We start from the raw sequence: 11,764 nt of genomic DNA, 5'->3' as shown, positions 1-11,764 counted from the left end.
CGCTCGACTTGCATGTATTAGGCACGCCGCCAGCGTTCGTCCTGAGCCAGGATCAAACTCTCCAAATTGGTGTTTGAAATGCTCATTACTTTTTTATCGCTTTTTCTCACGATTCGTTAGAATCGTAAGGGCAGTTATTACTCGTTGTTCAGTTTTCAAAGAGCAATCTTTTTTCTTTCGTTCCGGTGTATTTCTTGGCCGGAATAAGAATATACCATGTACTCGCCCAGTATTGCAAGTGTTTTTTTAAAATAATTTAAATAACTATATTTAAGTGTTGTAATGCTCTGCATCCATTAGATGAAGCAGCAGTGTTTACTGCTGCTTCGGAAGTTAAATATCAAACAGCCGACCGCCCGCAGCTTCATATAAACGCGAATACATTTTTAACGCATAAGTATCCGTCATTCCTGCAATATAGTCGCAAACGAGCCTCGCATTCACTCTGTCGCATGATCCATGCCATCTTCGTTTCCTATCCTCTGGGAGCAGATTCTTATCATTGATCATCGCCTCGAAGAGCATCTCGATGATTTTGCCCCCGCGCCATTCAAAGGTCTGAACCTTCTGCGAGAAGATCACATGATCTATAACTAAGCTTTTCAAATCCTCTAATAACTGCATCGCATCCTCAGCAATGTGCGCTTTGTACCGCAGGCGATTAGATGTGAAAGATGGCTGCGTCTCCAAAATGTCAATCTCATTGATGAAGCCGGACACCAAATCCGCGAAAAACGGCTTCGTTTTATTTTTATAACCGCTATTCTCCGTAAAGATTCGCAGGGCTGCTCCGATTCTAGCTGATGAAATGGACTTATGCCGTTCCACGATCTCGCTTAAATGGTCTAAATGAATTAGATTCAGCTTAAACGCATCCTCCAAATCGTAAGTCGCATAAGCAATATCGTCAGCCAATTCAATAATGGAGCATTCGAAGGTTTTATTTATCGTTTTCCGGTGCTTCCCGGCTTGAAAATCAGTTACCTCCATGAAGTAGGCCTTCTCTTCCGGCGCAAAGCATTGGGTCACCCACTCGAATACCGGCTCGTCCTCTTCAAACACACTGCTTTTGGGCGGTTTTCCCGTTATTTCTGGATTATTTACTTTTTTCATGCTGGCGGGGTATTTTAAAATGGACAGTAATGCCGCTCTTGTTAAATCGAGCCCCGTTTCTATATCGTCTTCCCTATTCGTCAATAACCGAAAGGTATGCGCATTGCCTTCAAAGTTAAGGCCAAATGAGCTCATGCATTTGTTCAAAGCGCGCTCTCCTTGATGGCCAAAGGGCGGATGTCCCAAATCATGGGCTAGCGCCGCTGCTTCTATAAGAGAGATGTCGATTTTGCTTTCCGGCTCTTTAAATCTTTCATTTAAGGTTGTGGCAATCCCTCTAGCGATTTGAGATACTTCAAGAGAATGCGTGAGGCGCGTTCTATGAAAATCGCCTTCGCTGATCCCAATAACCTGCGTCTTGGATTGCAAGCGGCGAAACGCAGCCGAATGAACGACTCTGCCAAAGTCGCGTTCAAAATCATCTCGGATCGATACCCTTTGCTTCGCATTTTCCGTATCGATATACCTTTGAATATCCGTATCATTATAAAATGAATTCGACGCATGTTTATAGAGAATCATAGACTCGCTCCCAGTTGGATTCTTTTAGAAGTATTTTAGCAATATATGGTCTTTATTAGAAGCAATAAATGAAGAAATCGTAAAGGAGCGCTTTCGTTTGGGAAAAATATTCGCATTTTACGGCCCTTCCGCGTCTGGCAAGTCCGAAATACAGAAAGAACTGACCAATAGCGGCTGCCAAAAAATCATTACGGCAACGACTAGGCCCTCTAGGCAAAATGAAGAGGCCGGCGTTCATTATATTTTTATGGATGCCGAGCAATTTGATCAGCATATTCAGGCAAACGCGTTTATCGAGTGGACGCGTTACAACGGACACTCATACGGAACGCTCAAATCAAGCATCGAGCATATTTTGAATCAAGATGGCACGGCCCACATCGTTCTAGACTTAGCAGGCGTCCTTTCACTGAAGAAGCTATACCAAGATATCGTAGCTGTCTATGTCGGCGCAAATATCGAAACGATTGCGAGAAGACTTGAACGGAGGGGCGGACTTCCGGCGGAGAACGGCAAAAGGTTAAAAAAAGCGGAACAGATTGAACTAAGCAGCGAGTATATCCAGCATGCTGATGTAATCGTATGGAATCATGACGGCGTCGATTTTAACGAAACGATGAAGAAGGTTAAGGAGATTATAGAAGCCGATTGACCGTGATCGTTGAAAGTAAAGCAAGTGCAATAAAGGCCGAGCCCCACATGTGTGCGAGGCTCGGCCTTAACGTTATTCAATAACAAGTATTCGCGGCGAAGTTTGATGGATCACTCTCGATGATAACCAAGAACCAAGACTAGCTGAAATTACGCTTAGCAGAGCAACTGCTATTATGCCACCCCATTCCCGTATTAGAGGCAATTGCACAATTCCGTAACCCGAGAAAAGGTCTGACAATAAGATTGGCAGCACATAAACACCCACAACGATCCCGATGACAACTCCAATTGCAGATAACGCTGCGACCCCTCCCGAGATGGCCATTCTGATTTGATTGGAGGTCATGCCTATGGATTTATAAATACCGTAGGTTTTGCTTTCCTTTCGAATGCTCATCCGGCATATGCTATAAATAATCATGAAGGTAACACCAACAAACAACAGCCCCATCAAACTCATTGGCAAAATCAAAATAGTCGCTGCGTCCTTATAGACGGAATCCAGTAATGTCTGCTGGGTCACCGCTGTAATAGAATCCTTATATTTTGTATTTAGTTCCTGCACGACTTGATCTGCTAGCTTACTGTCGGCCAGATTAATGAAGCAGAGCTCCGCCGCGTTATAATTTTCATTATATTTTCTAACCACATCTGCCGTAATTCTTGCTGAATAGGACATGTTCGCTATGGCTTGATAGACTCCTGTGATAGTGAGGGTATGCTTATGTCCTTCGATATACACCTCTACAACATCGCCAACATCCTTATCAAGACTTTTGGCAACATTGATGCCTAATGCAATTTCGTTTTTGTTCCGCGGGTTATACCCTTTCAGGACAGCCATTCCCATATCTTCAAAGCTTCCGTCAAGGACGTCTATATTGCCATTCAAGGAATCGCTCTTGGCGACTTCATCGCCCCTTATTTGATCCGAAGCAAAAACGCCATTCAGCGAGCTTATCCACCCGATGTTTTTGATTCTTGGATCATTCCGTACATCCTTCTCCAAATCCGCTCGTGAAAAAGCCGTCTTATTAAAAATAGTTACTGCAATATGAGATGAATCGTATCCCCACAATGGCGCAGTTTGCTGTATGGCGAAAATACTATTCAACAAAACAAATCCCAAAACAAGCACGGCTGACGTAATCGTTGTGAGCACGACGATAAGGACGGAATCCTTCACATTTTTCAGAAGAGGTCTTAGTCCAATAACGAAAGGGACCGGCAATCGCTCAAAGACGCTTTTTGCACCTCTAATGACCTGAAGACGCTTGATTATCTTATTGTTTTCCATTTCGGACATGCCATACCGAATAGCTTGCATCGGCTGTACATAACGCGCTTTGATAGAATAGACCAGCACGCAAAGCAGAACCGCGATTAATACAACGATTCCGGCCAGCATAGCCTTATCGGTCCCTTGCATCGTTACCCATAAATCTCCTGCTTTTAAATATGAAAGCGAGCTTTCCACTATCACTCTCGATAAAAAATGACTGATCGCTAGACCCGGAATAATAGAAACAATAGAAAGCAACGCATACTGCATCACATAAATAGCGACCATTTTTTTGGAGGACAGCCCCAATGACTTTAATATTCCGATCGATTTATAATTGGACAGAATGGCATCGGAAATCGTAAATCCAATCGTATATAACGCAACGAGCATCATGATGATGCCCACAAAAATCATCACAAAGCCTATCAATTTATTAATAATGAAATAGAAGGATGAGATCGCTTCAAAATCGTTTTTGGATTCCAGGTAAGGAGTGCCGAGAGCATCCTCAAAGCTTCGCCAATAACTGCTATGTTGACTATAGTCATTATAACGAAGCCCAAGCATATACATGTCTTCGCCCCGCAGCGAATCAAGCTGCTTATGATAATCCGCGCCGTTCATCCAAATCCGTGCACTGGTTGCAAAAGGACCGCCGTATGGAATATCGACCACTATGGCTGACACCTCAAGCTCAAACAAATGCTCGCCCGTTTTAAATCCAATGCTGTCTCCGATCGTAATTGCATTGGTATTTGCCATCGAAGTAGGAATCCATATGCTCCCTGGCTCGGGACTTAGCCCTTCGTTGCCTTGCGCAAAAACAAACTTTTCTACCTGCGCGGGAATCGCTGGCGTATTCATCATAAACAAAAACAAATTCGCAATTTCTTTGCCTTGAACGGTGGCTCCCGATAAATTTCTGTATGGCAGCAGCTCGGATGTTCGCACTCCGTCCTGCTTATCCCACCAGCTCTTGACCATTTGGGGGTCATGCAGCTGATTCGTCAACGTCAATACTTGATGGGCGCCATTTGTTTTGCGATGAATATCCATAAACACATTTTTAGTATTTGAAATGACTGTAACGGATGTAGCAAGAAGCAGGGTAGATAATAAGATTAACAAAGCGATTATCCCGTTCTGCAGCTTCTTTTTTCTTAAATGAGCGTAACAAAGCGACCATACTGCATACATATCGTTTACTCCTTCCCCGCCACGTAGGAGAAAATGATATGCTCGCGTTCCGAAATACTTGCATGGTCATATTTATCAAACAATAGGATGCCGCCTATTTTGCCATCTCTAATTAATATAAGCCGGTCTGCCCTGCAAGCTGCTTTAATATCGTGAGTCACCATAACGACCGACTGGCCTTGACGGTTCATATTCGTTAAAATATCGAGCACCGCCACGCCTTGATCATAATTCAAGCTTCCCGTAGGCTCATCTGCAAAAATAACGGCAGGTGAATTAATGAGCGCTCTGGATATAGCTGCTCTTTGCTGCTGTCCGCCAGAGGCTTGCGCTGGCATGCGATTGCTTAGCGCCTCGATATCCAGCTGCTTTAATAGGAGATGCGCCTTGCTCTTCAATTCACTTTTGCGATAGCCCGCAACATAACCGGGCATTACGATATTTTCGAACAGTGTAAGGTCGGGCACCAAATTAATGCTTTGATAAATATAGCCGATTTTCTTCGCTCTAAATTGTGCCAGCTCTTTCTCGTTATATTGGTCAATGCGTTGCTCTCGAAAATAAACCTCGCCAGCCGTTACACTATCAAGTCCGCTTAATAGATAGAGCAGCGTCGACTTCCCGGAGCCCGAATTGCCCATGATGACGGTAAAGTCTCCTTCATAAATGTCTAAATCAATGTTGCGGAGCGCATGAAACTGCTCGCTTCCGGTCGAATAGGTTTTGCATAGATTCGCTGCGCGAATAATTGCTTTTTTGGACACCGCTAAGCCCTCCCGTATTGCTGTTATCTAGTCATTGTAAGGGGCCGTTGTAGATAAATACTTATCAAGTTATTAATAAAGTATTACAGCATCTGCTTAACAAATGGGAATGGAAAAACGAAATACCGTCCCTTGATCCTTTATGCTTTTAAAAGAAATCGTTCCGCTATGCGCCTCAATAATGTGCTTGCAGATCGATAGCCCCAGCCCGTTCCCCTCCTGCTGCGGCTTGGTACTCTGTTGTCCTTTGAAGTAGCGCTCGAAAATAAACGGCATGTCCTGCGGAAGAATTCCCTTACCCGTGTCTGCAATCGTTACATTCAAGCTCCCCTCTTCAAGCTCGACGCTCATCCGAATCGAATCGCCCGCAGCCGTATGCTTTAACGCATTCGCAACTAGATTAGAAATAACCTGCTCTATACGATTAGCGTCAACATTAATGAGCACATTCGCAATTTCCGGCGGCTCTATGAAAGCTACCCCCGTAGAGCGAACATAATGACTAATCGGTTTGATAATAGTCGACAGCATGCTTTGACTGTATTGCTCGGTCAGGTGAATGGATATTTGGCCTAGCTCCTTTAAGGCATGCAGGAGGAGGTCCTCTACAAGGCGCGCCATTTTGTCCGTATTCGTCTGCATCACTTCAACATAGCCCATCACCGATTCCATATTGGGACAGACCCCTTCAAGAATGGCATCTATGTATGCTTTGATTGTCGTAAGCGGCGTTTTAATATCATGCGAAATATTCGTAATAAGCTCCTTTTGCGCTTTTTCTTGCTCTGCCCGCTGCTCACTCAGATACATAATCTCCAAGCGCATTTGGTCAAATACCGCATATACCTCGCCTATTTCATCTATTCTGGCATACTCGGCCTTTTGCTCGTAATCGCCTTTCAAAATCGCTTCGGAATAGTCCTTTAATTTATGAACGGGCCGAATAATATGGCGGTTGATTTTAAATCGAAGAAAGCCTAGCAGGGCGATTAAAATGATCAAAAACGAGAGGAGGATGATCATTCGGATAAGCGGCACTTCGTGGGCTTGTTCATTTTCGATAACGCTTGTCGGTAGCGTGAAAATAGCATTTCCGATTTGCTGGTTCGTTCGTTCATCCACGACAGGAAAAGCGATTTTAAACTTATTCTTTTGTACCTTGGAGGTGTATAAATCATAATGAAGCGCCGATCTAGCATCAACTTTTGTTATGGCCTTGTTGCCCGAGAAAGTGCTGAAGCGAATGCTGCCATCCAGCTCCGCAAACAAGAGGGACAGATCGTTAGCTTTGCTCATCGCTTGAAGAGTATCACCGATTGCTTCTTCCTGTATTTCAGCATGATGCCGCTCCAGATATAACATGATTTCGCTCACCTTTAAACGCACTTGATTAATGATGAATGCTGAATCAGCCTTATCCTCGCTCTTGTAGCTGTCGATCAGCAAGGAAGCGCCACAGCCGATTATGATAGCAAGACAAATAAAAACGGCCGCAAACCACGTTTTAAACCAGCTATTTAAATGCATAAACTTCTCCTATCTCACGCGTCATCCAGGCTGAACTTATAGCCAACGCCCCAGACTGTTTTAATATAGACGGGGTTTGAAGGATCAGCCTCGAGCTTTTCTCGTATTCGGCGAATATAGACGGTTATGGTGCTTTCATCACCATACTCCGCATAGCCCCAAATCGCATCGAGCAGTTGGGCCTTTGAGAACACTTGATTGTTATGTTTAGACAAATAAAATAACAGCTCAAATTCCTTGGCAGACAAAGCGATCTCCTTGCCACCTACCGTTACGCTATACGCCTTCCTGTCGATCACGATGTTGCCAAAGCTCAGACGGTCTTCATGGGGGCTCGGCGCTCCGAAGCTGTCCATTCTACGTAAATGGGCATTGATTCTAGCCATCAGCTCGCTTAAGGAGAAAGGCTTTGTCATATAATCATCCGCTCCAAAGCCAAGGCCAAGAACCTTATCCGTGTCGCTGCCTCTCGCGCTCAGAATAAGGATGGGCGTTTGACTCTTTTGGCGAATTTGACGGCAAAGCTCAATGCCATCCACGTCTGGAAGCATAATATCCAATACAATAAAATCCGGCTGCCAGCTGTCTAGTGCAAGCAAAGCGTCTCTTCCATTTTCAGCAATAAGCGCTTCATAGCCGTTGATCGTTACATAATCCTTGATGATGCGGGAAATATCCTGCTCATCTTCAATGATGAGTATTTTGCGCGGTCGATTCATCGTTTTACTCTCCAATACAAATCCATTCAGGAATGTTTAGCGAATGATCGCTTTATAGATCTTGCAACTTATTCGACAGCTTCCAGCATTATCCTTTACTCATTTACAAAGGATTCTATAGATTGAGCAAATAAAGGAGCAAAGCCTTTTGAACATGCATCCGGTTCTCAGCTTGCTGATAGATGATGGATCGTTCCGATTCAACCAGCTCTGCTTCAATCTCGAATCCTGGATGAATAGGCATGTCATGCATAATATAAGGTGAGTTTCCATTAAGCATGTTCCTATTCAAATTGAAACAGCGGCAGCCATGGACGAGAGAATAAAGTCCTAGTTGCCGCTGTTTTATTGAACAATAGTTCTTCCTTCGTCTATCTTAGCTGGATCATGAATCGTTCGCTGTTCGGCTAGCTTTAACATGTTTAAGCTGAGCCACGATGATGACGCTTATAATGACCAGAAGGAACCATGAGCTGATCTTGCTAAAACTAACCAGCTGCCAGGTTTGGTGCTGATCAGGGTATTTCCAAGCATCAAAAAACGTAGCAATATTTTCTGCTAGCCAGATGAAGAAACCTACAAGGATAAAAGCGATCGATAAGGGCATTCGGTAAATTGTCGTCCGTACCTGATAGATGATCCGTGTCTTCCAGAAGACAATAAACACTAGCGCCGTCAACCACCATCGAAAATCAGGAATAAAATGATGCGTGAAGAAGTTGAAATAGATGGCTCCTCCGAGCAGCACAGAAGGTGTAAGCCCCGGCCAGCCGGTCATGTCCATCCGCAGCCTCCGCCATACCTGACACATAAAGCTTGCTACGCTCGCATACATAAATCCGCTGTAGAGCGGGACACCGAGCAGCTTCGTATAACCAGGCTCTGGATATGACCATGATCCCATCCCTACCTTGTATATCTCCAGCAACAAACCAATGAAGTGAAATATACAGATGACTTTGATTTCGTCACGTGTCTCTAATCCGCTGCGGTACATGAAGTATTGCACGCCAAGCAGTATAAGCAAGATGGCATCATAACGATGAATGAAAGGCACCTCTATGGCGCTGGAGAGAGCTAATGTCCCAAAGATCGCAACAGGAAATAGGCAGCTCATCGCCTGATGATAGCCAAAATGCAGTAGTTGTATGATTGGTTTCAAATGTATGTATTTCCTCCCCGTCAAAATCAAATCGAATCGATATGCATCGCTTAATGACAATAATAATAACGTGTTGCACAAAAAAAAGTTTTACCTATTGTAAACTGCTCATTCACAAAATGGCGCAGCATCCGTCTAATCCCTTCATTTCTATCCGCATTTTTGATTAATAATATGCATAAGGTACAGCGTCTATCACTTCCAATTGATTCCGTTGAATGATATAAATAAGTCTTTATAGCTATTGAAAAATTCACTATATTGCATTTAAAAATCAACTTTCTATTATTTATAAAACTTTATTATATGGAAAGATTTACATATGCTAGAATGAGCTTGTGTACAAGGTACGCAAAATTACTAGATAGGAGATGAGTTTAATGATTGCTAGACATCCATGGTTTCGTTTGCTGCTAGCTACAGCTTTAAGCTTCAGTGTTCTATTCTCCAGTATCAGTTATGTACCGCAAGCCCATGCAGAGGGCCCGAGCGATCCGGCTCCCGAAATTTTGCATGTTGGCACAGCTAACGGCAAAAAAGTGCTTTTCGATAATACTCACGGTCAAACAGCCGGTGCAGCCGATTGGGTCATTGATGGCGCTTTTTCCGATTTCGGAAATGCTTTAGCGAATGAGGGTTATGATGTTAAAGAACTGCGTAAATCAACGCCGATTGTCCTAAGCGATCTTTCCGATTATGATGTATTCGTCGTTGGTGAAGCCAACATTCCATACAAGGCGACGGAACAAGCAGCAATGCTCCAATATGTGCAAAATGGCGGAAGCATCTTTTTTATAGCGGATCACTATAATGCAGATCGCAACAAGAACCGTTGGGATTCCTCGGAGGCGTTTAACGGCTACCGCCGCGGCGCATGGAGCAATCCAGCACAAGGAATGAATGCCGAAGAAAGCAGCTCCGCAGCGATGAGCGGCGTAGTTAGCTCGGATTGGCTAGGCTCTAATTTTGGAGTCCGCTTCCGGTACAACGCGCTTGGCAATGTAACGGCTAATCAAATTGCAGCTCCAGCTCAAGCCTTCAATATTACAGCCGGCGTTTCTACTGTAGCGATGCATGCCGGTTCGACGCTCGCTATTATCGATCCTAATAAAGCTAAAGGAATCGTATACCTGCCTGCCACCACTGCGAAATGGAGCAATGCCGTCGATCAAGGCGTGTATGCGGGAGGAGGAATTGCAGAGGGGCCATATGCTGCCATTTCCAAAGTAGGCGCAGGCAAGGCTGCCTTCATTGGCGATTCCTCGCCGGTAGAAGACGCCACTCCAAAGTACAAAAGAGAAGAAACGGGCGGCACCAAAACAACCTACGCTGGCTTTCAAGAACAAGATGATGCGACGCTTCTCGTTAATGTAGTGAACTGGCTTGCGCTGCAAGAGAGCTATACGAGCTTGAATCAAGTCAGCGGGCTTACGCTTGACCAACCTACACCGCTTCTGGCTATAGAAAATCCACAGACATCCACTGAGCCGCAAAGCGAGCCTTGGTCTGCTCCAGCAGCGGGCTACAAATGGTATGACCCTTCAACGTTCAAGGCTGGCTCATACGGCTATGGCACTGGAGGTGGAGATCCTGGGGAGCCTGGAGGCGGAGGCACGGGTGTCTTCTTCTCTGAATATATCGAAGGAAGCAGCAACAACAAAGCGGTGGAAATTTATAACGGCACGGGCGTTAGCGTTAATTTAACGGGATACTCCATCAGCTCATCTAATGTCGGAACGGCCATTAATTTAAGCGGGACGCTCGCCAGCGGCGACGTGTATGTAGTAGCGAATCCAAGCGCGGCAGCTGGCATTTTGTCCCAAGCCGATCTGCTGTCCAATAATTTGAGCTTTAATGGCGATGATTCCGTCACATTGAGCAAAAATGGCACGAGCCTCGACGTGATTGGTACCGCAGGCATCTCGTTTGGCACGGACAAGACACTCGTTCGCAAAAGCACGGTTACAGCCGGTACGACAATATACGCTGATGCACAGTGGGATGCTTTGGCAAATAATACGATTACGAACCTCGGAAGCCATACGATTACTTCTTCCAATCAACCGCCGGTAGTCGCCAATCCGATTGCGAATCGGAGCATTGCGGTCGGAAGCGGCGCGTCGATTATTGATGCAACGAATACATTCAGCGATCCCGATGGCAACGCCCTAACTCTATCGGCTGTATCAAGCAATGCTTCGGTTGCAACGGTTAGCGTTGCTAGCAAGCAGCTCACTATTAATCCGCTGGCTGCTGGTACGGCTGCCCTTACGGTTACGGCCGCTGATGGGAACGGAGGCTCGGTAAGTACAACCTTTACGGTCACGGTTACGGCCGCTTCTACTGTGATTTTAAATGAAGCTTTCGAGAGCGGCAGCAAAGGCTCTTACACTGCAGGAAATGTCGCGTTATCTAGCGGATCATGGAATATGGATAATGCATTAATCGGCAACCTTAGCACGGATAAGAAAAATGGGCTGCAAGCAGCTCGTATTAAATCAGCAGGATCAATCTCGATGAACTTCGATGCTGCGGGTGCCAAAACGGTCAAAGTAAGCCATGCATCCTTCGGCACAGACACAGGCGCAGTCTGGAAGCTGCAAAAATCCGTTAACAGCGGGACGAGCTGGACGGATGTCACTGGAACCTTTTCACCCTCTTCTACTCTCGCAGTCCAGACTATAACCGTAAACGAGAATGCGAGCGTTCGCTTCCGTATACTCGTATCCGGTACGTCTGGCAGCCGAATCAATATCGATGATATTCAAATTTTCAACTGAGCATAAATGCAGCTGGCTACCGAGATGATCTCGGTAGCCTG

9 protein-coding genes and 1 rRNA gene are annotated in these 11,764 nt (G+C 45.1%); 2 read left to right on the top strand and 8 right to left on the bottom strand.

All coding sequences use genetic code 11. The annotated features are described in order from the left end of the window. Together HI950_RS17050 and HI950_RS17045 are read right to left on the bottom strand one after the other, a co-directional pair. Window positions 1-68, bottom strand: a 16S ribosomal RNA gene (locus HI950_RS17050); the annotation flags it as partial. A 265-nt stretch (window positions 69-333) separates the two neighbouring features. Then, the gene (locus HI950_RS17045) at window positions 334-1,635 is read right to left on the bottom strand and encodes an anti-phage deoxyguanosine triphosphatase (protein WP_169089837.1); all 1,302 of its coding nucleotides are present in this window, start codon (window positions 1,633-1,635) and stop codon (window positions 334-336) included. Window positions 1,636-1,732: 97 nt separating this feature from the next. Here HI950_RS17045 and HI950_RS17040 point away from each other — a divergent pair, with 97 nt between their 5' ends. Further along, window positions 1,733-2,287: a guanylate kinase gene (locus HI950_RS17040; protein WP_169089835.1), complete on the top strand. Its 555-nt coding sequence runs from the start codon at window positions 1,733-1,735 to the stop codon at window positions 2,285-2,287. 72 nt (window positions 2,288-2,359) lie between these two features. On the opposite strand, the gene HI950_RS17035 is transcribed toward HI950_RS17040, so the two are convergent. The 6 genes from HI950_RS17035 to HI950_RS17010 form a co-directional block, all read right to left on the bottom strand. Continuing rightward, complete coding sequence (locus HI950_RS17035) at window positions 2,360-4,771, bottom strand: ABC transporter permease (protein WP_169089833.1); 2,412 nt, start codon at window positions 4,769-4,771, stop codon at window positions 2,360-2,362. Between the two features lie 5 nt (window positions 4,772-4,776). Continuing rightward, on the bottom strand, window positions 4,777-5,535 hold the full coding sequence (locus tag HI950_RS17030) for an ABC transporter ATP-binding protein (RefSeq protein ID WP_169089831.1): 759 nt from the start codon (window positions 5,533-5,535) through the stop codon (window positions 4,777-4,779). Between the two features lie 96 nt (window positions 5,536-5,631). Further along, entirely contained in the window at window positions 5,632-7,062 is a 1,431-nt protein-coding gene (locus tag HI950_RS17025; RefSeq protein ID WP_169089829.1) for a sensor histidine kinase, read from the bottom strand. A gap of 14 nt (window positions 7,063-7,076) precedes the next feature. Then, window positions 7,077-7,781 (bottom strand): response regulator transcription factor, encoded by a 705-nt coding sequence (locus HI950_RS17020; protein WP_169089827.1) that lies wholly within the window; start codon window positions 7,779-7,781, stop codon window positions 7,077-7,079. 115 nt (window positions 7,782-7,896) lie between these two features. Further along, window positions 7,897-8,073 (bottom strand): hypothetical protein, encoded by a 177-nt coding sequence (locus HI950_RS17015; RefSeq protein WP_223285326.1) that lies wholly within the window; start codon window positions 8,071-8,073, stop codon window positions 7,897-7,899. Window positions 8,074-8,166: 93 nt separating this feature from the next. Beyond that, on the bottom strand, window positions 8,167-8,943 hold the full coding sequence (locus HI950_RS17010; protein ID WP_169089825.1) for a DUF817 domain-containing protein: 777 nt from the start codon (window positions 8,941-8,943) through the stop codon (window positions 8,167-8,169). A gap of 380 nt (window positions 8,944-9,323) precedes the next feature. Between HI950_RS17010 and HI950_RS17005 the strand changes: the two genes are divergently transcribed. After that, entirely contained in the window at window positions 9,324-11,723 is a 2,400-nt protein-coding gene (locus tag HI950_RS17005; RefSeq protein WP_169089823.1) for a lamin tail domain-containing protein, read from the top strand. The last annotated feature ends 41 nt before the right edge of the window (window positions 11,724-11,764 follow it).

Origin of the sequence: Paenibacillus sp. PL91 (genome assembly GCF_012935325.2) — a bacterium.
In the GTDB taxonomy this organism is placed as follows: domain Bacteria; phylum Bacillota; class Bacilli; order Paenibacillales; family Paenibacillaceae; genus Pristimantibacillus.
This window is presented reverse-complemented; position numbering and strand designations above follow the sequence as displayed.

Coding starts and splice junctions, on each gene's coding strand:
- HI950_RS17025 (WP_169089829.1), bottom strand. CDS start 7,062: ATGCATTTAAATAGCTGGTTTAAAACGTGGTTTGCGGCCGTTTTTATT.
- HI950_RS17045 (WP_169089837.1), bottom strand. CDS start 1,635: ATGATTCTCTATAAACATGCGTCGAATTCATTTTATAATGATACGGAT.
- HI950_RS17035 (WP_169089833.1), bottom strand. CDS start 4,771: ATGTATGCAGTATGGTCGCTTTGTTACGCTCATTTAAGAAAAAAGAAG.
- HI950_RS17005 (WP_169089823.1), top strand. CDS start 9,324: ATGATTGCTAGACATCCATGGTTTCGTTTGCTGCTAGCTACAGCTTTA.
- HI950_RS17020 (WP_169089827.1), bottom strand. CDS start 7,781: ATGAATCGACCGCGCAAAATACTCATCATTGAAGATGAGCAGGATATT.